This window comes from Thiorhodococcus mannitoliphagus, assembly GCF_010915725.1.
In the GTDB taxonomy this organism is placed as follows: domain Bacteria; phylum Pseudomonadota; class Gammaproteobacteria; order Chromatiales; family Chromatiaceae; genus Thiorhodococcus; species Thiorhodococcus mannitoliphagus.
Genome location: NZ_JAAIJR010000013.1, coordinates 20523 through 43755, shown reverse-complemented (window position 1 = coordinate 43755; position 23233 = coordinate 20523). Strand labels below are relative to the sequence as shown.

General features: G+C 63.0%; 20 protein-coding genes. 8 read left to right on the top strand and 12 right to left on the bottom strand.

The genetic code is table 11. The features are described from left to right. Nucleotides 1–275 precede the first annotated feature (275 nt). Complete coding sequence (locus tag G3480_RS04985) at nucleotides 276–485, top strand: hypothetical protein (protein WP_240905591.1); 210 nt, start codon at nucleotides 276–278, stop codon at nucleotides 483–485. 67 nt (nucleotides 486–552) lie between these two features. On the opposite strand, the gene G3480_RS04980 is transcribed toward G3480_RS04985, so the two are convergent. Beyond that, nucleotides 553–1323 carry a retropepsin-like aspartic protease family protein gene (locus tag G3480_RS04980; protein ID WP_164652571.1) on the bottom strand — a complete coding sequence of 257 codons (771 nt, stop codon included), beginning with the start codon at nucleotides 1321–1323 and terminating at the stop codon, nucleotides 553–555. A gap of 591 nt (nucleotides 1324–1914) precedes the next feature. Between G3480_RS04980 and G3480_RS04975 the strand changes: the two genes are divergently transcribed. Both G3480_RS04975 and G3480_RS04970 read left to right on the top strand, forming a co-directional pair. Continuing rightward, a complete protein-coding gene (locus G3480_RS04975; protein ID WP_164652570.1) occupies nucleotides 1915–3888 on the top strand; it encodes an SLC13 family permease in 1974 nt (657 codons plus the stop codon). A gap of 255 nt (nucleotides 3889–4143) precedes the next feature. Continuing rightward, nucleotides 4144–4449, top strand: a complete 306-nt coding sequence (locus tag G3480_RS04970) for a hypothetical protein (RefSeq protein ID WP_164652569.1) — start codon at nucleotides 4144–4146, stop codon at nucleotides 4447–4449. Here the strand turns inward: G3480_RS04970 and G3480_RS29430 are convergent. From G3480_RS29430 to G3480_RS04940, 6 genes are all read right to left on the bottom strand, one after another. After that, the gene (locus G3480_RS29430) at nucleotides 4446–4709 is read right to left on the bottom strand and encodes a nicotinate-nucleotide--dimethylbenzimidazole phosphoribosyltransferase (RefSeq protein ID WP_420824606.1); all 264 of its coding nucleotides are present in this window, start codon (nucleotides 4707–4709) and stop codon (nucleotides 4446–4448) included. The two genes, G3480_RS04970 and G3480_RS29430, sit on opposite strands and share 4 nt — an antisense overlap. 649 nt (nucleotides 4710–5358) lie before the next feature. Continuing rightward, nucleotides 5359–6375, bottom strand: coding sequence for a threonine-phosphate decarboxylase CobD (gene cobD, locus G3480_RS04960; protein ID WP_164652592.1), 1017 nt, complete (start codon nucleotides 6373–6375; stop codon nucleotides 5359–5361). Nucleotides 6376–6479: 104 nt separating this feature from the next. After that, nucleotides 6480–7589 carry an ABC transporter permease gene (locus G3480_RS04955; protein ID WP_164652567.1) on the bottom strand — a complete coding sequence of 370 codons (1110 nt, stop codon included), beginning with the start codon at nucleotides 7587–7589 and terminating at the stop codon, nucleotides 6480–6482. Between the two features lie 4 nt (nucleotides 7590–7593). Next, complete coding sequence (locus G3480_RS04950) at nucleotides 7594–8718, bottom strand: ABC transporter permease (protein ID WP_164652566.1); 1125 nt, start codon at nucleotides 8716–8718, stop codon at nucleotides 7594–7596. After that, nucleotides 8718–10430, bottom strand: a complete 1713-nt coding sequence (locus G3480_RS04945; protein WP_164652565.1) for an ATP-binding cassette domain-containing protein — start codon at nucleotides 10428–10430, stop codon at nucleotides 8718–8720. Before G3480_RS04945 ends, G3480_RS04950 begins: the two co-directional genes overlap by 1 nt. 29 nt (nucleotides 10431–10459) lie before the next feature. After that, entirely contained in the window at nucleotides 10460–11503 is a 1044-nt protein-coding gene (locus G3480_RS04940; RefSeq protein WP_164652564.1) for an HlyD family secretion protein, read from the bottom strand. A 406-nt stretch (nucleotides 11504–11909) separates the two neighbouring features. On the opposite strand from G3480_RS04940, the gene nhaD reads away from it, so the two are divergent. Then, a complete protein-coding gene (nhaD, locus tag G3480_RS04935) occupies nucleotides 11910–13310 on the top strand; it encodes a sodium:proton antiporter NhaD (protein WP_164652563.1) in 1401 nt (466 codons plus the stop codon). A gap of 41 nt (nucleotides 13311–13351) precedes the next feature. After that, on the top strand, nucleotides 13352–13900 hold the full coding sequence (locus tag G3480_RS04930) for a thermonuclease family protein (RefSeq protein ID WP_164652562.1): 549 nt from the start codon (nucleotides 13352–13354) through the stop codon (nucleotides 13898–13900). A gap of 100 nt (nucleotides 13901–14000) precedes the next feature. Here the strand turns inward: G3480_RS04930 and tsaC are convergent, their stop codons facing one another. After that, nucleotides 14001–14561: an L-threonylcarbamoyladenylate synthase type 1 TsaC gene (gene tsaC / locus G3480_RS04925; protein WP_206171501.1), complete on the bottom strand. Its 561-nt coding sequence runs from the start codon at nucleotides 14559–14561 to the stop codon at nucleotides 14001–14003. A gap of 165 nt (nucleotides 14562–14726) precedes the next feature. Here tsaC and G3480_RS04920 point away from each other — a divergent pair, with 165 nt between their 5' ends. Together G3480_RS04920 and G3480_RS04915 are read left to right on the top strand one after the other, a co-directional pair. Then, a complete protein-coding gene (locus tag G3480_RS04920) occupies nucleotides 14727–16208 on the top strand; it encodes an HDOD domain-containing protein (RefSeq protein WP_240905589.1) in 1482 nt (493 codons plus the stop codon). After that, on the top strand, nucleotides 16205–16759 hold the full coding sequence (locus tag G3480_RS04915; protein ID WP_164652559.1) for an N-acetylmuramoyl-L-alanine amidase: 555 nt from the start codon (nucleotides 16205–16207) through the stop codon (nucleotides 16757–16759). The genes G3480_RS04920 and G3480_RS04915 overlap by 4 nt, the downstream gene beginning before the upstream one ends. A gap of 22 nt (nucleotides 16760–16781) precedes the next feature. On the opposite strand, the gene topA is transcribed toward G3480_RS04915, so the two are convergent. From topA to G3480_RS04895, 4 genes are all read right to left on the bottom strand, one after another. Next, on the bottom strand, nucleotides 16782–19085 hold the full coding sequence (gene topA / locus G3480_RS04910; RefSeq protein WP_164652558.1) for a type I DNA topoisomerase: 2304 nt from the start codon (nucleotides 19083–19085) through the stop codon (nucleotides 16782–16784). A gap of 219 nt (nucleotides 19086–19304) precedes the next feature. Next, entirely contained in the window at nucleotides 19305–19781 is a 477-nt protein-coding gene (locus tag G3480_RS04905; protein WP_164652557.1) for a Smg family protein, read from the bottom strand. Between the two features lie 72 nt (nucleotides 19782–19853). Next, nucleotides 19854–20990 carry a DNA-processing protein DprA gene (dprA, locus tag G3480_RS04900; protein WP_164652591.1) on the bottom strand — a complete coding sequence of 379 codons (1137 nt, stop codon included), beginning with the start codon at nucleotides 20988–20990 and terminating at the stop codon, nucleotides 19854–19856. Nucleotides 20991–20994: 4 nt separating this feature from the next. Then, a complete protein-coding gene (locus G3480_RS04895; protein ID WP_164652556.1) occupies nucleotides 20995–22200 on the bottom strand; it encodes a LysM peptidoglycan-binding domain-containing protein in 1206 nt (401 codons plus the stop codon). Between the two features lie 127 nt (nucleotides 22201–22327). Between G3480_RS04895 and def the strand changes: the two genes are divergently transcribed. Further along, nucleotides 22328–22864: a peptide deformylase gene (gene def, locus G3480_RS04890; protein ID WP_164652555.1), complete on the top strand. Its 537-nt coding sequence runs from the start codon at nucleotides 22328–22330 to the stop codon at nucleotides 22862–22864. Nucleotides 22865–23233: the final 369 nt, after the last annotated feature.

Sequence of the window (23233 nt, the reverse complement as noted above, 5' to 3'; positions counted from 1 at the left end):
GAAGCAATCTAAGATTCGATCAGGCGTTCGACCTAGAGCATCCGTCGCTGGACAGATAGCCGCGCGCACATTATCGGATGGTCCCGCGTCTACCCGAAGAATAGCGAGCGCAGAGGGCGGCGAAGCCGTTCTCCAATACCTGATTGCCGACACGTCCAGCCTCGGAAGGGCAGGCGGCGCCCTTGGAGCAAGAGATGTCAAATGGTTTCGTACTAGTCCTCCTGAGAGAGCTGCGAGAGGGCCTTCAGAAATTCCGACAGGAGGCTGCCGAGCGCGTGGATACAACCGCTGAGCGCTTGGATCAGGTATCCGGAAGTCTCACGCGCATCGAAGGCGACCTGAACGAGCTGCGCAAGTACATGCGTCAGCTCGCCCTCAACCAGGCAAAGCACGAGGAGCAGCACGCGCAGAGTGTCGAGTCGGTGGACAAGGAGCTGCGCGAGCTGAAAGAGCAGCTGCGACGCATCAAGCTGGGTGGGCGTTGAGCCTAAGCGAGCAGACAGGCCGGACGCCGCCCCGGGGATCCTGGCAATACAGCATCCCGGATAGGGGCTATCTGGTCGCCAATGTAAGCTGACTCTTCTCGTCGTCGATCGTCATCCGGAACCGCCTCAGCAAGCTCATCCCCAAGAGCGAGGTTCCGCCAAGCTTCTGATCCTCGATGAAGGCGACATCGACGTCTTCGACGCGCTTTTCACCCACCCAAACGGCACTGAGCTGCCCGATGCGCGCGTCCACGATGCCATTCGCTGTCTGCACCTGCTGCGCCTTCAAGGCGTCCTGAGCAAGACCAAGGGTCGAGAGCAGCGACAGGGGCAGCACGATCCGATCCGCCCCCGTGTCGATGAGCATGGCCTGTTCGACACGCGCTTTGTTCGGACCCTCCAGGCCCAGGGTCACGACATGTGAGGATCCCTCGCGCCGCGTCGTCAAGACGATCGCTTCGCCCTCGCCTCCCGCAGTGGAATCATCGGCCACGCCATCCGGCGCGCCTTCCACAACCAGGGGTGGCGGTACATAGTCAGACTTCTCACCGAGGATGATGACCCGCTCGACACCTCCACCGGAATCTTGGACGATGATGTGATCGAACTCCTCCAAGAGCAGGTGAAGGCGCTCGATGGGGTTGTCACCGCCAAGGTGGCCGACTGCCTCCGCAGTCTGCTCGATCCCCTTCACATCGAAGCCAAGCTCATGCGTCAGCCGCTCAAGCTCGACCGCGACATCGACTTGCGGCAGGGGTCTCGTTGGATCGGCCGCGGCCAAGCTCGCCCAAGCGAGCAGGACAAGCGCGACAACAAAGCAACTGGCTGGCCTAGTCATCTGAGTGGCTCCAGGATTCTGGTGGTAGCGTCTCATGCGGAGAGTAGCAGAAAAGGCACCTATCGCTTGTCAGAGACGAGCGAGGCTTCGCCTCAGACCGACGCGTCATGCCAACGGGATCGCTATCGGAATCGGGATGGCTATCGTCGGTTCGATACCGATACCGACGGCCTTGGATGGTCGGACGCTTCATCGAAATTTGACTCATCTGCAAGCATTTTGCGCCCTCAAGTATTCTAGGAGCCTGTCCGACTTGGGGGGATCGAAGCGAGGAAGTGGGAGAGCGAGGCCATTTCGTTCCGGTTTTGAGGCGCATAGTGGTTCTATGTAACGAAAAAGCGGGGCGAAAGGGACCCTTCTCCCGATTCCGCAGCCGATTCATCCTAAGTCGGACAGGCTCCTAGAGCAGCACAAGCGCGCTTCGCGCTCTCTGGAGGCGGGAAAACCGAGGAATATTGGCAACCCGTAACGCATCATCGATACTGGAGCCGAGAAGCGGAACGCGCTTCCCGCCTTCGTAAAGGCTCCAAACGCGGCCCTCCGTCCAGCGGAGCAGAAGTCGCACAAGATCTATCATAAGAGGGGCCCGTTATGCTCACAGCGCTCAGGGGCCTGTCCCAAAGGGACATTGCCGCTGCCTTCTTTGCAATTGTTGGGATCTACCTGGCGGGAATCGTCCCGAACACGGAGATCGCCTGGGTCACCGGCTTCCTGCTGCTGACCATCTTTCTCTTCGCCTTCGAGGTCGTTAGCGTGGACGTCGCGGCTGTGACCGTGATGGTCTTGCTCGGTCTCACGACCCTAGCTGCACCCTGGATTGGGCTCCAGCAAGGACTGGTCCCGGTGGAGAACCTTTTCGACGGCTTCTCCAGTAACGCCGTCATCTCCATCATCGCCGTGATGATCGTCGGCGCAGGCCTGGACAAAACCGGGATCATGTCGAAGGTCGCGGCCTTCATCATGCGCATCGGCGGGGCTACGGAAGCGCGAATCATCCCCCTGATCTCGGGAACGGTCGGGGTGATCTCGAGCTTCATGCAGAACGTCGGCGCCGCAGCGCTCTTCCTGCCCGTGGTCAGCCGAATCTCGGCGCGGACCGGACTGCCCATGTCGCGCCTCCTGATGCCCATGGGCTTCTGCGCCATCCTCGGCGGCACCATCACCATGGTCGGATCGAGTCCACTGATCCTGCTAAACGATCTGATCCTGACGTCGAATCAGGCATTACCGGAAGGCATGGAGCCCATGCGCACCTTCCAGCTCTTCGACGTCACCCCGATCGGGGCCGCGCTGCTGGTCGCCGGCATCCTTTACTTCGTCGTCGCGGGGCGACTGGTCCTGCCCGCGCGCGGGTCGGACAAGCTCGAGGGCAGTGATACCAGCCAGTACTTCGCCGAAACCTATGGACTGAGCGACTTCGAGATCCGCGAACTCCGCGTCCCGGTGAACAGCCAGCTGATCGGTAACAACGTCGATGAGCTGGAGCGTCTCTGGAAGGTGCGCATCGTCGGTGTCGAAAAGGGCGATGGTCTGCGCTTCGGTGCCGATGGCGTCGACCGGACCCTTGGCATCGAGGCCGGATCCACCCTGTGCCTGCTCGGCGGCCCAGACGCCTTCCCGGATCTGATCGAGGCTAACAAGCTCGATGGGAAACCCGACTTAGAACTCTTCGCGGAAACCATGGCCAACACCAAGGCCGGCGTGGCCGAAATCGTCGTCCCGCCGGGCTCCTCGCTCATCGGCAAGACCGCGCGCGACGTCTGGATGCGCAAGACCTATGGCCTGTCACTGCTCGCCATCAATCGCGGCGGCACCCAGATCACCTATCGCACGGGAGGCGTGCGCAACACGCCCTTCGAGCCCGGCGACGCCCTGGTCGTCCATACCACCTGGGCAGACCTCACGCGGATCCAGAAAGACCGCAACTTCGTCGTCGTGACCACAGAGTATCCGCACGAAGAGCTGCGCCCACACAAAGTCCCGATCGCCCTCTTGCTCTTCGTCCTGACCCTGAGCCTGGTGCTCTTCACCGACCTCAGGCTCTCCGTGGCCTTGCTGACAGGTGCGGTCGGGATGGTGCTGACGGGCGTCTTATCGATGGAGGAGGCCTATGAGGCCGTGAGTTGGAAGACCGTCTTCCTGCTCGCCTCGCTCATCCCCCTTGGCCTCGCGGTCGAGCAAAGCGGCACTGCGGCCTGGATTGCGGACCAGACGCTGACGGCACTCGGCGACGTCCCGATCTGGGTCATTCAAACAGCCCTCGCTGTCTTGGCGACCTTCTTCACGCTGGTCATGTCCAACGTGGGCGCAACCGTGCTGCTCGTGCCCTTGGCGGTCAACATGGCGATCGGCGCCGGGGCAAACCCGGCCGTCTTCGCGCTCACGGTGGCGATCGCGACCTCCAATTCTTTCCTCATCCCAACCCACCAGGTCAACGCCCTCATCATGGGGCCAGGCGGCTACCGAGTCCCCGACTACATGAAGGCCGGCGGCATCATGACCGTCCTCTTCCTAGTCGTCGCCCTAGGAATGCTGAACCTCATCTTCGGAAACAGCGCAAGCTGACACCTTGAATCGAGCCGGCAGGGACGCCGTGCCGCGACCACTCCGAGCAAATCCATGGCGTCGAGATAGGCAGCACCTTCCGCGGCTCGGGACAACCCAAGGCCGCTCAGTTCCTCAATGCATCCGTCTCATGCCGCGCGACAGGCAGCGACACGCCAACGGCCATACACAGATAAGTGTTTTTCCGGATGCCCGATGGGCACTCAAGGGATAGGATGTTCGCTAGCAGCAAGACTTAAGCAGGAAGGAGTGGAGATGCCCAATACAGGTCCCTGCCCGGCCAATTGTCAGATCGCCAACCTGAACGAGCACAGGCTGCAAAGGCTTGAGCAGTCCATCGCGCTGACGCGGACCAAGCTGGACGTGGTCGGCATCAGACTCGAATGGCTGAGCCGCAAGCTACTGAGCGCAGAACTCGAGAAGGCCGAGCTACGCCAGACGCTGGCCGAGCGCATCTGGGAGTTCAACCTTCTCAGGCATCAGCTCAGGCGAGAGCAACAGGGCGCGGAGCATGACAGCAGCACGGCTGAGGTCCGCCGAGCCCTAACACTCGCGGACTAGCTCCCAGTCAAGGCCAGCGATTCGCGTGCGGTCGGCGTCGCCGCCACTTCAACCCCTTCGGAGGAGGAGGCGGAACGCCTCAACCAGGGCTTAGCCCCTGGGCACAGGCAAGCGGCAAGCTCGGCTGCGGTCTTCCCCTGAGCGCCCCAGACAACGACTTCGAGCCCCATCTGGGCGCAGGCGATCATCGCCCCAACCATCGCGGTAATCTCAAAATCTCCGCCTCGAACCAGTCCTTCATAGACTTTTTGCCCACCCATTTTTGGCCCACAAAGTTGCAGTGGAAATCGATCGGCGCGCGCAGGAATCGACGGTCCGGGCAAGCCCGCCACAAGAGGCTCGCGCCCCCCTCGCTCCTGCCGGCGCTGAGCGCCACTGGGTTGAGAACCCGAGGCGCCAACACAGCCAAGGCGCCGAAAGCCCGCCAGCTTCGCGCGCTCGGCCGCATGCCGACCCACGCTGAGCGAGACATCGAGCCAATGCCTCGCCTCGGTCGCATCGACCACGCCACCAAGATCCACAGCTGCGGCCCTCTCTGCGGCAGGGGCAGGCGTGTCGGAATGCACAACATCCAGCTCAAGTCCCTGCTGCCTCAGGAGCGGCGCCAGGTCCCTGCCTAGGACGGCGAAGGCAAGCGGAAAGTAGGCCGATTCGGACGCCCGCGCCTCAAGCGCAGCCGCTAGGCGAGGATCGGAGAGAAAAACCGCGAGCCGCGCGCCTTGCCCCTGACCCCATTGCGACTTGCGCGCCCAGGCGGCGTCAGGAGCGAGACTTCTTGGCCGCTCGCCCCGAATATCAGCAATGTTGAGGCACGCGGCCTTGTCTGAGGTCAATGGCACAAGAGATCGGGGATGCTCGGCCGCAGGAACCTCGAGCCAGTTCGGAAGCATGACCTGAGCGCCTGAATCCCTAGGTTGCAACCACGAGACTGCGAGGAAGACCCTTTTCGGGCGGAAGATCCAAGCATCGAAGCGCGTGCTCGAGACGCCCCCACCCCGACGCATCCCCAGGCAATCCGAACCTCAGACTGGAAGGGGCGGCGAAGAGCCGCGTCAGGATACCTTGGGCAGCAAGCGCCTTATGGATGGATTCCGCTCGTCCGGTCTGAACCCACTGAAAGAGCGGTGTCCCGCCGCTCGGCCGCAATCCGCTGGCCGTCAAGAGCGAGGCCAGGCGCTGCGCAGCGGCCCGCAGCTCAGATTGGACCTCAGTCTGCCAAGCGCGGTCCTCCAGCGCCCGCGCTGCGACCCAGCGAGACGGCCCAGTCAGGCTCCATGGCCCAAGCCGATGCTCGACCAGGGTCCTGATCCGCTCATCCGCAAAGAGAAAACCCACCCGAGCGCCCGCCAGCCCAAAGAACTTCCCGAGTGAGCGCAGGATGATCAGCCCAGGACGACCCGCATGGTCAAGCAGGCTTTGCGCTGGGGTTGGATCCATGAAGGCCTCGTCGACCAGGAGCCAGCCGCCTCTGGCCGCGAGACGCTCATGCCAGCCCAGCAGGGTCTCTCGAGAAAAGCGCCGACCGGTCGGGTTGTTCGGATTGATGACAACCAGGCAGTCGAGTTCTCCCGAGCCCTCATCACCATGACCATCCAGGTCGCCCCCTGGAAGCGACACGACTTCATGGCCGGCACAAAGCCAGGCATGGGCATGCTCCTGATAGCCGACATCCGGCACGCCAACGCGGCAGGGCGCACGCAGGCGCGGGAGCGCCTGAATCGCGGCCTGGGAGCCAGCCAGCGGCAAGGGCGCCTCTGCACTGTAGTAGCGGGCGGCCGCGGACTCCAAGCCATCATCGGCCTCGGGCAGGCGATTCCAGACGCAGGCCGGCACCTCGGGCAGCGGCCATGCCCTGGGGTTGATTCCGGTGGAGAGGTCGAGCCAATCCGACAAGGGGATACCGAAGCCTTCGGCGGCCGCGCGCAGGCGACCGCCGTGCTCTGGTGCAGCGAGCTGTTGCAGGACGAGGTCTCCGAAAAACCAAAGCCGCTTAATATCTCACGCGCCCTGCCCTACCGCAAACTCCCGCGCTAGCTCATGCGATGCCGAAACAGCCAGGCGGCGGCCGCAAGCGTCGCGAGCGCAATTAGGGCGAGCGGCCACATCTGGGGGAGCAGCAGCTCGAAGCCCGCCCCCTCCAGGAAGACGCTGCGCAGGATCACAAGGTAGTACCTGAGTGGGTCGACCAGCGTCAGCGTCTGCACCGCGTCCGGCATATTGTCGATCGGCGTCGCAAACCCGGAAAGGATCACCGCAGGCACCAGGAAGAGGAAGGCCCCCAACAGGGCCTGCTGCAGGGTCGCGGCGAGCGAGGAGATCATCAAACCGACACCCACCGCCGCAAGCACGAACAGCAAAATCCCAGAGTAGAGGACCCCCAGCCCACCCGTCAGCGGGACCTTGAACCAGAAGACGGCCAAGGTAACGACCAATGAGGCCTCCAGGGTGCCGATCAAGATCCCCGGCATGGCCTTGCCGATCAGGATCTCGACCGGCCTCAGCGGCGTCACCAGCAGCTGATCGAAGGTCCCCTGCTCGCGCTCGCGCGCAACCGAGAGCGCGGTCACCATCATGGTCACCACCAAGGTCAGCAGGCCCACCAAGCCGGATACGAAGAACCAGCGACTCTCCAGATTGGGGTTGTACCAGGCACGCGTCACCAGACTCACGGGCATGCCCTGAAGCTGGTGCTGCGCGATCCAGTCTTGGTTGAAGCCCGTGAGGATCCGAGACACATCGCTTTGGGCGATCTGAGCACTGTTTGAGTTGCGACCGTCGATCAAGACCTGGACCGGCGCGGTGCGCCCTGACACCAAGTCGGCGGTGAAGCGCGGCGGGATCTGGATCACCAAGAGCGCCGCGCGCCTGTCGATCAGCTCGGCGATCTCCTCCTGGCGCTGGATCGGGCGGACCAGCTCGAAGCTGGGTGCGCCCTGAAAATGTGCCAAAAGCTCCCGCGCGGCGTAGCCACCGTCACGATCATAGACCGCGTAGGGGATGTGGTTGAGGTCGAAGGAGGCCGCATAGCCGAACACCAGCAGCTGGATCAAGGGCGGAATGACCACCACGAACCGGCTGCGTTTGTCCTTGAAGAGCGCCAAGAACTCTTTCACCGTCAGCGCCAGAATGCGTCCGAGCATGCGCTTACTCCAAGCGTTTGCGCAGCAGCCGCCGACTGAGCCCGAGGAAAAAGCTCGCCATCAGCACCAAGGCCGCCGCATTGGGGAGGATGAGGCTCCAGACGTCACCCGCCAGAAAGAGGCTCTGCAAAATGGTCACGAAGTAGCGTGCCGCGACGATGTGGGTGACCACCTGAACGACGGCGGGCATGCTGCCGATGTCGAAGAGAAATCCCGACAGCAGGAAGGCCGGCAAGAAGGTCGCGAGGATGGCGATCATCCCCGCGACGAACTGGTTGCGTGTGACGATGGAGATGAGCAGCCCCATCCCGAGCGCCGTCAACAAAAAGAGCGTCGAGCAGAGGGCGAGCACCCAGAAGGATCCGCGCATGGGAACCTCGAAGAGAAACAGCGCCATGAGCACCGAGAGCACCATACCGCCCATGCCGAGCACGAAATAGGGCAGCAGCTTGCCGATCAGGATCTCGCCCAGAGTCACGGGCGTGACCATGAGGGCCTCCAAGGTACCCCGCTCCCACTCCCGCGCGAACACCAGGGCCGTCAGCAGCGCACCGACCAAGGTCATGTTCACCACCAGCAGCCCAGGGACCAAGTAATTGCGACTGGCCAGCTCCGCGTTGAACCAAATCCGCGTCTCCGGCTCGACCGGCCGGGCGACGGGGATCTGCCGAGCCTGCAGCTCGCGCTGCAGCCAGCTGCTCCAGACGCCTTGGACATAGCCTTCCAGCAGACGTGCGGAGTTGGCATCCACGCCGTTGACGATCACCTGGATGGGGGCATCCCGGTCAGCCTTGAGGCGTTGCGCGAAATCCGCCGGGAGCACCAGGAGACCCTTCACCTGACGCTGACGCAGCCCCTCGCGGCCCGCCTGCCGGGTGCCATAGAAGCGCGGCTCGAAATAGACGGACTGCTGAAAGGCACCCAGGAAGGAGCTTGCCTCCGAGCTGGGCTGCTCGACGACGATGCCCACCGGGACATGCTTGGAGTCCAGTGAAACGCCGTAGCCGAACAGCAGCAAGAGCAATACCGGCAGCACGAAGGCGATGGCGATGCTGGAGGGGTCGCGCAAGATCTGCAGCGACTCCTTACGCAGCAAGCCAAGCAGACGAGGCGAGAGGAGAGCTGCCATCAGGCCGGATCTCTTCGTTGAATGAGTGCGATGAAGGCCTCCTCCATGCTCGGCTGCGGCTGGTCTTCGCCAGCGGCACGCGCCTTGATCTCAGCCGGGGTGCCGAGCGCCAGGATCTCGCCGGACGCCATGATGGCCAGCCGATCGCAATACTCGGCCTCCTCCATGAAGTGGGTCGTCACCAGAACGGTCACACCGCCCTCGGCCAGGGCATTGATGCGATCCCAGAACTCGCGGCGCGCCAGGGGATCGACCCCGGAGGTCGGTTCGTCGAGAAAGAGGATGTCCGGCTCGTGCATGAGCGCGGCGGCCATGGCGAGACGCTGCTTGTAGCCCAGCGGTAGAGTGCCGCTCTCCGTCGCAGCGAACGCATCGAGTTCGAAAGCCTCAAGCGCCCATTGGATCCGCGCCTTGGCCTCGCGCCCACGCAAGCCGTAGGCGCGCGCAAAGAAGTTGAGGTTCTGCAGCACCGTCAGATTGGCGTAGAGCGAAAACTTCTGCGACATGTAGCCGATGCGCCCGCGTGCCTCGGCGGCCGCATGGCGCAGATCCACGCCGGCCACACGCACATGCCCGCTGCTGACCGGCAAGAGACCGCAGAGCATGCGGAAGGTCGTGGTCTTACCCGCACCGTTGGCGCCCAGCAACCCAAAGACCTCGCCCGAGCGCACCGCGAAGGACAAGCGCTTGACGGCCACGAAGTCACCGAAACGCCGTGTCAGGTCGGTGACCTGGATCGCCTCGCCGCCGGAGATCGACCTTGCATGCACCCGAGGGAGTTCACCCCGATGGCGCTCACCGCTCAGCAAGGCTACGAAGCCGTCCTCGAACCTCGGATCGACTGGCCGCCAGCCCGCCATCTCGGCGTCGGACGGGCGCTGATCGGACTGCCCCTCCAAGACCACACGAATCCCATCACCCTGGAGCACGGCATCCAGGACACCCGGCAACCGACTCAGGCGCGCCTGCAGTGCGCGTCTGCCCTCAGGCTCGACCTGCACGCTGAAGGTTCGGCCGCGCAGGGGCTCACTGAACTGGCGCGGCGGCCCCTGATCGACCATACGGCCCTGATGAAGGAGAACGACCTGGGCGCAACGCTCCGCCTCGTCGAGATAGGCGGTCGAGAGCAGCACCGACATCCCCTCCGCCTCGACCAGCCGATAGACGATCGACCAGAGTTCGCGGCGCGACACCGGATCCACCCCGACGGTCGGCTCATCGAGCAGCAGCAGGCGGGGCGGCCGAACCAGGGTACAGGCGAGGCCCAGCTTCTGTTTCATGCCGCCGGAAAGCCGGCCGGCGAGTCGCTTCATGAAGGCGCCAAGTCCAGTCATCTCCATCAAGCGGGCATAGCGCTCCACACGCGCCGTCGCGGGCACGCCTTGAAGATCCGCGTAGAGGTCGAGGTTCTCGCCGACGGTCAAATCCTCATAGAGACCAAAGCGCTGAGGCATGTAGCCGATCCGGGCCTGAACCTCAAGGGGCTCGACGGCGACATCCAGCCCGAGCACCTCCACAGCGCCCGCGTCTGGCAGCAAGAGGCCAGCCGTAATCCGCATCAGTGTGGTCTTGCCAGCGCCGTCTGGCCCGATGAGTCCGGTCACCACACCAGGCGCCAAGTCAAAGGTCACGGCGTCGAGCGCCCGCACCGTCCGACCGCCTGGGCGAAAGGTCTTGGTGAGCCCTCGGATGACGAGTGGGGAATCGGTCAATGTCTGCGCGGATTCCTGGACGTCAGCTTTCAGGGTTGGCTGCGCCGAGGAGCGGCGTCTATGCAGCCGGGCGCGATTTGCGCAGCCGCCTCGAGGTCGATCTTCACGGTCACCGGCATGCCCTGCCGCAACTCACCGCGTGGATTACAGACGAAGACGCGGGCTTGGTAGACCAGATCGGCGCGCTGCTCGGTCGTCTGCACGTTCTTGGGTGTGAACTCAGCGCTGGGTGCAATGTAGCCGATCCAGCCTGCGTAGGCCTTATCCGGGAAACTGTCGCTGTAGACCGCCGCGGGCTGGCCCTGCTTGACCCGCCCCAAGTCGGGCTCGGCCAGATAGACGCGCGCCCACAGCGGCTCCGTGAGCGCCAGCGTGAGCACTGGCCGTGAGGGCGATGCCATGTCGCCGGGCTCCAGAATGCGACTCTGGACGATCCCGCTCGCGGGCGCGCGCAAAACGGCGTCATCCAGGTTCACTTGTGCATTGGCCAAGTCCCCGTCCACGGCCGCCAACCTCGCCTTCGCCGCGGCGATCTCCTCCTGGCGCGTGCCTGCAAGCGCCAGATCAAGACCGGCTTGCACCGCGCCCGCGCGGGCCTCGGCCGCCTTGGCGGAGGTCTGAGCATCTTCGTCTTCCTGAGGCGACACAAGCTTGCGTTCGGCGAGTTCCTTGGCCCGCTTGGCGTGTCGTTTGGTCCTGGTGGCCTCGGCGCGCGCCGCCTCCAGATCAGCCCTGAGCTTCTGGATCTCCTCGGGCCGAACACCCGCGATCAGCTTGTCAAGCTCCGAGCGCTGCGCATCGACCTGCGCCTTGGCCACGTCGCGCGCCAGGAGCAAGCGGCGGGTGTCCAGCCGCGCGACCTGCTCTCCCGCCGTGACAGAGGCACCTTCGGAAACGGCGATCTCGGCAATGCGGCCCTCGATCTCGAAGGCTAAATTGACCAGCCGCACGTCGATGTTCCCGTAGAGGGTCAGCGTGCGGGCGTCGTCACTTTCGGGCGTCTGACGCTGGTATAGCAAGAAGGCAGCGACAGCGAGCGCAGCAAACCCGAGCAAGAGCAGAGGCTTCTTCATGACGGCATCCCGATGCGGACGGACCAGACCGAGATGCCCAGCCCAAGAGATGGTCCTCGTGCGGACACTGACTGACCGCTATCCAGGCCAGTCATCAGTGCGCGCGGCAAAGACGCGGTTTGGATGGCCACTTTGGAAACCCAAGCGATCAGCACACTCCCAAGGGCTGTCATGCTCCAAGCAAAGCACAAGTCGCGTCCTCAATAAAAAGGATTGAATTCAAGCAAAGAGCCAGGCAACCCACTTAATTAAAAAGAAAATTACCATCGGCCGAATGAAAAAGACTCGCCACTGAAGCAGATGATACAGCCAGCATCACTTGGCGTCCTTGCTCCCAACAGGTATCGTCCTCGGCTGCTTTTTCATCCCGAAAGGTTTTCAGCAGCTTACCAAAAGAGGCACGACCATGCTTTCCGCCAGAGCCCTTGCCCTCGGCGCTTTCGCCCTCTTCACGCCATTGGCCGCAATGGCGTCTGACTCGGGTCAGAGCCTCGATCTGACGACGCACCCCGTCGGCTACGCAGCACTCATCATTTTCGGACTTGCCTACGTCTTGGTCATGGCGGAGGAGTTCGTCCACCTGCGCAAGTCCAAGCCGGTGATCGTTGCCGCCGGCATCATCTGGGCGCTCGTCGCCTGGATCTATGCTGAGCAGGGCCAAGCCCACCTGGCCGAGCAGGCGGTGCGACACAACCTGCTCGAATACGCCGAACTCATGCTCTTCCTCTTGGTCGCCATGACCTACATCAACGCGCTGGAAGAGCGTCAGGTGTTCGACGCACTCCGCGCTTGGCTCATCCGCAAGGGCTTTGGGTTCCGCGCCCTCTTCTGGATGACGGGGATCCTCGCCTTTTGCATCTCCCCGATCGCCGACAACCTCACCACTGCGTTGCTGATGTGCGCGGTCGTGCTCGCCGTCGGAGGCGACAACAAGCGCTTCGTCACCCTCGCCTGCATCAACATCGTGGTCGCCGCCAATGCCGGTGGCGCCTTCAGCCCCTTCGGAGACATCACCACCCTGATGGTGTGGCAGAAGGGCATCGTCGACTTCTTCGGCTTCTTCAAGCTGGTGGTTCCCTCGATCGTCAACTTCGTGGTACCGGCGCTGATCATGTTCTTCGCGGTTCCCAAGCTCAAGCCAGAGGCCACGTCCGAGGACGTCCACATGCGCCGCGGCGCCAAGCGCATCATGCTGCTCTTTCTGCTGACCATCGCGACCGCGGTGAGCTTTCACAACTTCCTCCACCTGCCGCCCGTCATCGGCATGCTCACCGGCCTAGGCTATCTGCAATTCTTCGGGTTCTTCCTGCGCATGAGCCATCACAGCTGGCAAAAGCGCAACGAGGATAAGGCGGCCCTAGTCGGCGACATGACCCCCTTCGACGTCTTCAACAAGGTCGCGCGCGCCGAGTGGGATACCTTGCTCTTTTTCTACGGTGTGATTCTCTGCGTGGGTGGACTGGGGCAGATTGGCTACCTCGCCATGGCCTCGGAGGTCATGTATACGCAATGGGGACCGACGCTCGCCAACGTCACGGTCGGCGTACTCTCGGCCATCGTCGACAACATCCCGGTCATGTTCGCCGTCCTTACCATGAATCCGGACATGAGTGAGACTCAGTGGCTGCTGGTGACCCTGACCGCCGGTGTCGGCGGCTCCTTGCTGTCAATCGGCTCCGCCGCGGGCGTCGCCCTCATGGGCCAGGCGCGCGGCACCTACACCTTCTTCGCCCATTTCGAATGGACACCGGCCATCGCCCTCGGCTACCTCTCCAGTATCGCCGTCCACATGTGGCTGAATGGCTAGCTCAGACCACCCCCAAGCAATGAGCCACAGGCGCGCATTCCATGCTGAGACGCACTAGAGGCCTGCGCTCGGGGCTCGGATCCATCCTCATCGCCCTGGTCCTGACCGGAGCCTGGGCGGTGGAGCGGTGGGGTCCCGGACTGGTGCCCGCTACCTGGGGACTGCAGCTTGGCTCCCAAAGCTGCCGACTGGACTATGTGCTGGATGGCGACTCCCTGCGGCTTGTCTGCGCAGGCAAGCCCGTGGAAGTGCGGCTCCACTGCATCGACGCCCCGGAAAAAGGCCAGCAGCCATGGGGCGACCGTTCTCGAGCACACCTCAAAGAGATGGCGACGCGGCGCCTGGATCTGATCCCGTTCGAACAAGATCGCTTTGGCCGCACCCTAGGCGAGGTCTATTCGACTGGCGAGAACCGCATCTCACTCAACTTGGAGCAAGTGCGGAGCGGCCAAGCGGCCGTCTACGACCGCTACTGCGACAACCCACGCTACTTCCGCGCCGAGCGCGAGGCCCGTGAGGAAAAACGCGGCATTTGGAAGCGACGCGGTCTGCACCAGACCCCCTGGAAGTATCGGCATCGACGCTCGTAGAGCGATGATGCCGACCGCAGTCCAAGCATCCGGCGATCAGCAACCCAGCATCGCCGATGCAGTGTCACAAGAGACGTCGCGAGGAACCTCCAAGATCCGCTCAGGCGCGAATCACGCGCCCCGTGCGGCCATCGCGAATGACGGACGGGCGGTTCGCGCCTTGGCAGGCGCCAACCAGTAGATAGTCCAACTGAGCGACCAACGTCCGACGCACCTCGAGCGCGCTCCTAGCGGGCGGTTGATCGGACCTGTTGGCGCTCGTGGAGACGATCGCCCCCCCAAAGGTCCGACACAGTGCCGCCGCCAACGGATGGGCCGTCATCCGCACGGCCAGTGTTTCGAAGTCGCCAGTCAGCCAAGACGGCGTCGTTGCCTTGGCGGGCAGCAGCCAGGTATGCGGACCGGGCCAGCTCTCACGAATCTCGCGCATCCGCCCGTCAGCGAGCCAATCGACGAAGGGGGCAAGCTGCCCCATGTCAGCGGCGATCAGGATGAGTCCCTTCGATGCCGGGCGCTGTTTGATGGCCAGCAGGCGTTCGATCGCCAATGGATTGCGCGGATCACATCCCAGCCCATAGACGGCCTCGGTTGGATAGGCGATGACCCCGCCTTGCCGCAGCATTCGCGCGGCGAGACGCAAACGATGGGACGAAGCCTTCAGCATAAGCCCTGACCTACTCCTCTCGAAGGCTCGGCAGCCACCTCAAATCGAAATCGCACGCGCACAACAATGGCTGCACGCGGCGCCATGCGTTGGTGGAAATACCCCACCCCCTCGCCTATAGTGGGACTCCGAATTAGATCTAGTCAAACAATGAAAAGAGACATGGAGCCCCAAAGTAGCCTGGACGCGTGGCTGGAGCTGATCCGCCGCCAGGACATGCCAATCTTCGATCAGACCGTCCAGCGTATCATTGCGCTCTCGAGCGACGACCGAGCCCCCATGTCTGACCTCGCCGATGTCATTCTGCACGACTCATCCATGACGGCGCGCGTGCTCAAGCTGGCGAATTCCATCCTCTACAACCCCAGCACCAACGGGATCAACACCATTACCCGCGCTGTGATCGTTCTAGGATTCAACGCGGTTCGCAACATCTGCCTGACGCTGACGCTCATCGACACCCTGGTTCAGGGAGCCGCCAAGGAGCGGCTTGGCCGCGAACTCGGCCGGGCCATGCACGCGGCCGTGCAGGCACGCTCACTCGCGGCAGCACGAGGCGACAAGTCTCCCGAGGAGGTCTTCATTGCCACCCTGCTCTACCGCATCGGCGAGCTGGCATTCTGGTGCTTTGGAGGCGAGCAAGCCGACCGGGTCGAGCAGCTTGCAAGCCAACAGGGACTGACTCAAGAGCAGGCCCAAGAGCGCGTCCTCGGCTTTCGTCTCAGTCAACTGAGTCGCCAATTGGTCCAGGAGTGGCATCTCAGCCAGCTGTTACAAGATGCCACCCAGTACCCAACCCGCCAGGACCCGCGTATTCAGAACGTCATGCTAGGGCACCAAATCGCCCGCTGCGCCGAGGAGCATGGATGGCAATCGGACGCCATGTCCAAGCTATTCACCAAGGCAGCCAAGCTCGCGGAACTCTCGCCTGAGAAAACCAAGGCGCTGCTTCTCCAGAAAGCGCGTGCCGCGATCGACGTCGCAACCGACTTCGGCGCCGCCTTCGCCGCGCCCCACATCCCTCAGCCGTACCCTGAGACCGCTGTCCCGGAGGCCGCTCGCAGTGCGGATAGCTCGGCGCCCGCCGCAACGGCGAGCCTGGCCGAGGCATCAAACCGCGACCCCGAATTTCAAGCCAAGGTGTTGCGCGAACTCTCAGCGGTGCTGGAAGGCAGCGCCTGCAGCTTCAACGTCATCATGGAGTTGGTGCTCGAGGGCATCTTCCGTGGCGTAGGTGTCGACCGGGTCGTGTTCGCGCTGACCACCCCGGACAAGAGCGTCATCAAGGCAAAGTACGCGCTCGGCGCTGATGACGACGCGCTCTCCGAGCGTTTTGCCTTCAAACGCCCCAGCCGCGGGCAAGACGTGCTCTTTCAAACGCTGGATCACAAGCATCCCTACCTGGTCGAATCGACGACGAGACCCGCGGATGCGGCCATCTCGGAACGGCTCACCGAACTGACCAAGGCGACGGCCTTCATGGTCGCGCCCATCGTGGTCGAGAACCGGAGCATCGGACTCTTCTACGCCGACCGCAGCCTCACCAACCGCCCGCTGGACGCCGCCAGCTTCGACGATTTCAAGCACTTCGTCCATCAAGCCAGCATGGGCCTGACGCGGGCCAGCGTCCGCCGACACCAATGAGCAACCTCCGCCTCTCGGCCCCGCTGGCCGCCCTATTCGCGGTTTTCGCATGGACCTCAGCCGAGGCACGCGAGATCGATCTTATCGTCATCCATGCAACCGGCGGCCCAGGCTGCAAGCAGGGTAAGCTCTGGCACGCACCTGGGGGCACACTGACGTCCATTCGCCGCTATTTCGCCAAGAATCCCAACATCGGCTACCACTACCTCATCGGTCGTGACGGCACCATCGTGGCGGGCACCCCCGAATCGCGCATCGCGCACCACGCCCGCGGGCACAACAAAGGGTCCATTGGAATCGAGCTGGTCAACGACGGGGACGGCAGAGACCCCTTCCCTGAAGCGCAAATCGACGCCTTGATCGGGCTACTCAAGCGACTGGATCGCACCTATGACATCAGCCCTAGCCAAGTGAAGGGCCACAGCGAGCTGGACAATCGCAGCTTTGAATGCGGCGGACGCCGCTACAAGCAGAAAATCGATCCTGGCGGAGCCTTTCCAGGATCCGCAGGCAATTTCCCCTGGTCGCGCGTCCGCGACGCCCTGAGGTAGCCGCGAGCGCCAGGCAGCGCTATCAAGACTCCGCCTGCTCCGTTTCCGCCTGATCGAGCGGTTCCCGATAGCTGCACTCCTTCTGCGGACAAACCTTGCTAGATCCCTTCGTCTTGGTCACCTTGACCGTCAGCACCGGCCAGCCACAACGCGGACAGGGGCCATCGATCGGCTCGTCCCAGACTGCATAATCACACTTGGGATAGGTGGAGCAGGAGTAGAAGACCTTGCCACGGCGGGACTTCTTCTTCTGCAGGGTGCCTTTCTGACACTTGGGACAGGCGATGCCCGTATCGACCGGCTTTTCGAGCGGCTCGATGTGCTTGCATTTGGGGTAGGCGCTGCAGCCGATGAATTTTCCGTAGCGTCCGCGTTTGACCTCCAAGACAGCGCCGCACTCTGGGCAGGAGCGGCCTTCCACGACTTCCGGGGCCTCTTGCTCGGCCTTGTCGGCATTGAGGTCTCTGGTGTAGTCACAGTCCGGATAATTGGTACAGCCAATGAAGCGCCCGTTGCGGCCCAGCCGGATCGCAAGCTGACCACCGCACTTGGTGCACACCTCATCGATCTTCTCTTGAGTCACGTCGCTGCGCTTGACGTTCTCCTGAGTATGATCGACACGGGTCTTGAAGGGCTTCCAGAACTGTTCGAGCAGCGGGATCCATTCCTCCTCGCCGCGCGACACGGCATCGAGCTTGTCCTCGAGGCGAGCCGTGAAGTCATAGTCGACGTAGGAGGTGAAATACTCGGTCAGGAACTTGTTGACCACCCGTCCGACATCCGTCGGGTGAAAGCGCTTCTTATCCAGAACCACGTACTCGCGGTCCTGCAGCGTCGAGATGATCGAGGCATAGGTCGACGGACGACCAATGCCGTATTCCTCGAGGGCCTTGACCAAGGATGCCTCGCTGTAGCGCGGCGGCGGCTCGGTGAAGTGCTGCTCGGAGCGAATCTGCTTGAGATCGATCAGCTCCCCCACCTTCATGTCCGGGAGCATCCGGTCCTCGTCATCGTCCGCTCCCTTGACGTCATCTCGCCCCTCGAGATAGACCCGCATGAAGCCCGGCTCGGCGACGACGGATCCCGTGGCACGAAAAAGATTACCTTCTCCGGCGCTCAGATCGATCGCCACCTGATTGATGAGGGCGTGTCGCATTTGGCAGGCCAAGGTGCGCTTCCAGACCAGCTCGTAGAGCCGGAACTGCTCAGGGGACAGATGCGCCTTGATGGCCGCCGGCTCACGCAGGATCGAGGTTGGGCGAATGGCCTCATGGGCCTCTTGGGCATTCTTTGCCTTGGTCTTGAACACCCGCGGCTGATCCGGCAGATCGGCCTCACCGTAGCGTTCCGTGACATAGGCGCGAATCTCCGCGATGGCCTCCTGGGCCAGGTTCACGGAGTCCGTACGCATGTAGGTGATGAGACCGACCGCGCCGCCGCCAACATCCACGCCCTCGTAAAGCTGCTGCGCCACGCGCATGGTGCGCTGCGCCGTGAAGCCCAGCTTGCGGGCGGCCTCTTGCTGGAGCGTCGATGTAATGAAGGGCGGCGCCGGGTTGCGCTTGCGCTGCTTGCGCTCGACCTGCTCGACCTTGAGCTTACCGCTTGCGGCCGCCTCCAAGGCTTGCTGGACCTCGGTCGCGCGGGTCTCGTCGACGATGCTGAACTGTTCAACCTTCTCACCGGCAAAGGCGGTGAGCTTGGCGCTGAACGCCTTCTCGTCCTTCTCGGCATCGGCCTCAACCGTCCAGTATTCCCGCTGGACGAAGGCTTCGATCTCCGCTTCACGCTCACAGATCGCGCGCAGCGCTGGACTCTGCACCCGGCCGGCCGAGAGTCCGCGTCGAATCTTCTTCCACAGCAGCGGCGAGAGGTTGAAGCCGACGAGATAATCGAGCGCCCGACGCGCCTGCTGTGCGTTGATGAGGTCGTACGAGAGACCGCGCGGATTGGCGACCGCATCTTGAACGGCGCGCTTGGTGATCTCGTTGAAAACCACGCGATGCACAGGCTTCTCGCCAAGCTGGCGTCGGCTCTTGAGCAGCTCGAAGAGATGCCAGGAGATCGCCTCGCCCTCGCGGTCAGGGTCGGTCGCGAGATAGAGGGCGTCGGCCTCCTTGAGCATCTTAGAGATGGCCTGAACATGCTTCTCGTTACGATCGATGATCTGATACTTCATCGCGAAGTCATGATCGGGATCGACCGCCCCCTCTTTGGGCACGAGGTCGCGCACATGGCCATAGGACGCGATCACCTCGAAATCAGGTCCGAGGTACTTCTTGATGGTCTTAGCCTTGGCCGGTGATTCGACGATAACGAGATTCATGCAGGAGTCGACTCGGGCAGGTCTAGGTTGAAAGGCTGACTAGGGTAAACCCAGACCTCGTGCCAGCGTCAAGGGTCGCGCGCGCTTACCACGAGACTGAAGCGCGCGGACCACAGAGCAGGAAGGTGGGCGTAATCGCCCTGTCTGCAAGAGAGCCCAAGGCGATACGAGATCAGGGCGATACGAGATCAGGGAAGGGGAATCCGACCGCCGTGCAGACTAGTGGAGGTAGCTGGGCTCCTCGCTGTAGACCATTTCCTCTAGCTGCGTGAAGGCGTCCTCACGCCCAGGGCGATTCATGAGGACCAGCAAGGCCACCCATTTCACTTCGTCCTCGACGACCAGGGGATGATCGATCGCGAGCAGCCGATCGATCACGAGTTCACGGCTGACCGGATCGAGAATACCGTTGTGCTCAAGCGAAAAGAGCAAGCCGCGCACCTCAACGTCCAGCTTCTGGCACTCCTGCTCGGAGTAGATGCGCACAGAGCCGACCGTATGATCGTGATACTGGGGTGCGTCCACGCCAGCGGCGAGTTCGTCGAGCCAGCGTAATGCCTTATCGATCTCACCCTGAGTAAAGCCCGCTTGAGACAGCTCGTCCTCGAGTTCGCTCTGCTCCACGGCTGGCTGTTCCTCGCCGTCCATGTAGTTCTCGTAAAGATAGATCAAAACATCGACCATATTCTCGTTCATCAGCCAACCTCGGTATATGACGCCGCCCCACGAGAGAAAGGCGCCTGGGCGCGCGCTCCTGCTGCGGAGCCTCTAGCGATCGCCGCGCATCCGGCAATAACGGCCTCCTGGCACCGATGATACATGACCCTCGATCTCCATGAGTAACAACATGGAGGAAATCCGATCAGCCGTTAAGCCCGTGCGCGCGATCAGCTCGTCCGGCGCCACGGGGTCGAAACCCATGGCATCCAAGAGCGCCTTCTGTCCCTCGTCCAGGGCGGCCTCAAGCGGCCGAATCTGGCTCGCGGCAGCGCCCGCGTCCGCAGCGATCAGGGCTTTCAGCTGAGGCGCCAGTTCGGTCAGGATCTCATCGGGGGATTGGATCAGCTTGGCGCCATCACGGATCAGGCTATGACAGCCTTGGGCGAGAGGGCTGCGAATGGATCCGGGAACGGCAAAGACCTCACGCCCTTGCTCCAAAGCCATTCGCGCGGTGATGAGCGAACCGCTCTTCAGCGCCGCCTCGGTCACGAGAACCCCGAGACAAAGGCCGCTGATGATGCGATTGCGACGTGGAAAGTTCTGCGGCAATGGGCCTTGACCTGGCGGCAGCTCACTCACCAGGGCGCCGGACTCGACGATGCGATGCGCGAGTTCTCGATGCGCGGCCGGGTAGACCAAATCTGGCCCCGTACCAAGCACGGCGACCGTTCGCCCCACTTCCAATGCCGCCTCATGGGCAATGCCATCGATCCCGGTCGCCATGCCGCTGGTGATGACAAGCCCGTAGGCAGCGAGGGCGCGCGCCAGCTCCCGAGTAATCTCACGCCCGCCGGGCGTCGGATTTCGGCTCCCCACGATTGCCAGCTGGGGCTCGGTTAGGAGGGAAAGATCACCGCGCACATAGAGGAGAGGCGGTGGGTCTGGGATCTCCCTGAGCGCTGGCGGGTAAGCCGCGTCGGCGAGCGTCAAGACGTAGGCATCCGTGCGCTCGGCCCATCTCAGGGAAGCCTCGATCGCGTCCTGATCCGGCGCGCCGATCGCAGCGACTGCAGCGGGCTTGAGCCCAGCGTCAGCCAAGCGGCTCGCGGGCGCCCGCAGCACGGCCGCAGGGCTGCCGAAGTGCTCGAGCAGCCGGGCAAAGGTCCTCGGCCCGATGCCCGGCGCTTGGCTGAGCGCGATCCAGTCGCTAAGCTCCGTCTCACTGCCCTCAGAATGGGGCTCCAAGGCCTCAGGCAGGCGGCGGGGCAAGCCAATCGCCCACGTGAAGGGAACGGTTGGCTTTCAGAACGATGCCAAAACTGACACGGTCGAAGGTGCGGAAGACCATGAGGAGCCCGGAGCGCTCGAAAGGCGTCACGTACTGGCTCTGGTTACGCCGCCAATCCGCGTGGATCGGCAAGGACGAATCTGCGTCGGGTTCATCGCGCAGCCAACCTTTCCGCTCCCAATCGGGACCGAGCCAGAAGCCGCTCGAGAACGGGCTCTCGGCGGGCGGACGCTGGAGATTCATCCCTCGCCGCACATCATCGGGTGCCTTTTCGCCACCGATGTACATCTCGAAGGTATCACCGACGGAGACCCGATCTCGCTCCCCAAGATTCAGCACGACAACGTCATAGCGCCCGATCTGAGACACCCCATTGAGAACGGAGATGATTCGCCCCCGCGCGCCACTCGGCGCCGGCTTCGGGAAGAAGTTCACGAGCGGGCGCTCCTCGCTCGCCGGGATGACGCGATCCCCAATGGAAACCGCGCGCTCCATGCGCACGACCTTGAGCTTGGCCGGGTCGCCGACGCGCTCGAGCGCGGCACTAGCGACAAAAGTCGCCTCATAGCCGAGCAGCTCGTTGGAGTCCGGGTCACGCAGCTCGTCGCCCGGGCGCAAGACGTGGAAGCGGGTCTGATCTGCGGAGCGGATCTTGCGCACATAGATGGAGTCATTCACCCCGGCGAGGAGGTGTTCGTCCGGGAATCCCACGACGTAGGATGCGCGCTTGATCTCGTCCGAATCGGCGACGTAGGGTTGCGTCAAGAAGGGTCCAATCGCGGCAATGGAAATCGTCGGAACGGCCTCGGTCAGCGAGGACGAGCGTACTTGAGGACTGAGCCTCACGACTCGCGCCCCCCCTTGCCCCGAGGCGCCACGCGAGCGGCGAATGCGCGGCTCACCGCCGACCATGCGCAGCTCTAGCACATCCCCGGGGTAGATGAGGTTCGGATCGCCAATGCCGGGGTTGGCCTCATAGACTTCCGACCAGAGCCAGGGATCTCTCAAGAAGCGCCCAGCGATCGACCAGAGCGTATCGCCGGATTGAACGACATAGGTCTGCGGCGCGTCGGCCGCAAGCTCGGCCGATGTCGCGGACTGCACCCCGAGCAACATGGAGCAAAGTACAACAGAAGTGGCTGCAAGACAGCGTTTCAGCGCACGCATAGACCCTCCGGGATGGTCGAAACGGGTTTCACCCGCCCCCACAATGGGGTGTAAGATTTGTCGGATAGTAACGCACCCATCTTCGTTCCTTCTACCCACCAAGCAACCGATACGGTTGGCGATCGTTATGGCCAAGCTCGACATACTCACCTTCCCGGATCCAAGACTGCGCAAGAAAGCACTGCCTGTCGACCACGTCGATGACGACATCCGTCGTCTCGTGGACGACATGCTCGAAACCATGTACGCCGCGCCCGGCATCGGGCTCGCGGCCACCCAGGTCAACATCCAGCGGCGCGTCGTCGTCATGGATCTGTCTGAAGACCATAATTCTCCGCTCTGCCTGATAAATCCAGAGATTATTTGGCAAGAAGGCAAGGAACAGATGGACGAGGGCTGCCTGTCCGTGCCTGGCTACTTCGAATCAGTGACGCGCGCGGAGCGCGTGCGCGCCCAGGCACTCGACCGCAATGGGGAACCCTTCACCTTAGAGGCCGACGGACTGCTGGCCGTTTGCATCCAGCATGAGATCGATCACCTCGAGGGCAAGCTCTTCGTTGATCACATCTCGATGCTCAAGCGCCAGAGGATCCGCCGGAAGCTCGAGAAAGAACAGCGCCAAGCCGTGACGCAGCCCGCGGAACCGCAAAGGGACGTTATCTGATGCGCGGTTTCCAGCCCTGGGCATCGCCCCCTGATGCCGTCAGAAAGTGTCCAACGATTGTTTCCCGATGCGGGCGATGCCGCCCGAAATCCCCCCTAGCCCCCCTTTGCGAAAGGGGGGAAGTTGTTGATGGACGCTTTCCAAGCGCATCCGACCACATCACCGCCTGCCAGCATCGCGGAGCAGCTCTCAGGGCGGCCGAAAGAACAGCGCCAAGCCCTGACGCAGCCCGCGGAACCGCAAAGGGACGTCATCTGATGCGCGGTTTCCAGCCCTGGGCATCGCCCCCTGATGCCGTCAGAAAGTGTCCAACGATTGTTTCCCGATGCGAGCGATGCCGCCCGAAATCCCCCCTAGCCCCCCTTCGCG

Excerpts from the sequence above, each read along its gene's own strand:
- G3480_RS04980 (WP_164652571.1), bottom strand. The coding sequence starts at position 1,323 with ATGACTAGGCCAGCCAGTTGCTTTGTTGTCGCGCTTGTCCTGCTCGCT.
- G3480_RS04975 (WP_164652570.1), top strand. The coding sequence starts at position 1,915 with ATGCTCACAGCGCTCAGGGGCCTGTCCCAAAGGGACATTGCCGCTGCC.
- G3480_RS04970 (WP_164652569.1), top strand. The coding sequence starts at position 4,144 with ATGCCCAATACAGGTCCCTGCCCGGCCAATTGTCAGATCGCCAACCTG.
- G3480_RS29430 (WP_420824606.1), bottom strand. The coding sequence starts at position 4,709 with ATGGGTGGGCAAAAAGTCTATGAAGGACTGGTTCGAGGCGGAGATTTT.
- G3480_RS04955 (WP_164652567.1), bottom strand. The coding sequence starts at position 7,589 with ATGCTCGGACGCATTCTGGCGCTGACGGTGAAAGAGTTCTTGGCGCTC.
- G3480_RS04950 (WP_164652566.1), bottom strand. The coding sequence starts at position 8,718 with ATGGCAGCTCTCCTCTCGCCTCGTCTGCTTGGCTTGCTGCGTAAGGAG.
- G3480_RS04940 (WP_164652564.1), bottom strand. The coding sequence starts at position 11,503 with ATGAAGAAGCCTCTGCTCTTGCTCGGGTTTGCTGCGCTCGCTGTCGCT.
- nhaD (WP_164652563.1), top strand. The coding sequence starts at position 11,910 with ATGCTTTCCGCCAGAGCCCTTGCCCTCGGCGCTTTCGCCCTCTTCACG.
- G3480_RS04930 (WP_164652562.1), top strand. The coding sequence starts at position 13,352 with ATGCTGAGACGCACTAGAGGCCTGCGCTCGGGGCTCGGATCCATCCTC.
- G3480_RS04920 (WP_240905589.1), top strand. The coding sequence starts at position 14,727 with ATGGAGCCCCAAAGTAGCCTGGACGCGTGGCTGGAGCTGATCCGCCGC.
- G3480_RS04915 (WP_164652559.1), top strand. The coding sequence starts at position 16,205 with ATGAGCAACCTCCGCCTCTCGGCCCCGCTGGCCGCCCTATTCGCGGTT.
- topA (WP_164652558.1), bottom strand. The coding sequence starts at position 19,085 with ATGAATCTCGTTATCGTCGAATCACCGGCCAAGGCTAAGACCATCAAG.
- G3480_RS04905 (WP_164652557.1), bottom strand. The coding sequence starts at position 19,781 with ATGAACGAGAATATGGTCGATGTTTTGATCTATCTTTACGAGAACTAC.
- G3480_RS04895 (WP_164652556.1), bottom strand. The coding sequence starts at position 22,200 with ATGCGTGCGCTGAAACGCTGTCTTGCAGCCACTTCTGTTGTACTTTGC.
- def (WP_164652555.1), top strand. The coding sequence starts at position 22,328 with ATGGCCAAGCTCGACATACTCACCTTCCCGGATCCAAGACTGCGCAAG.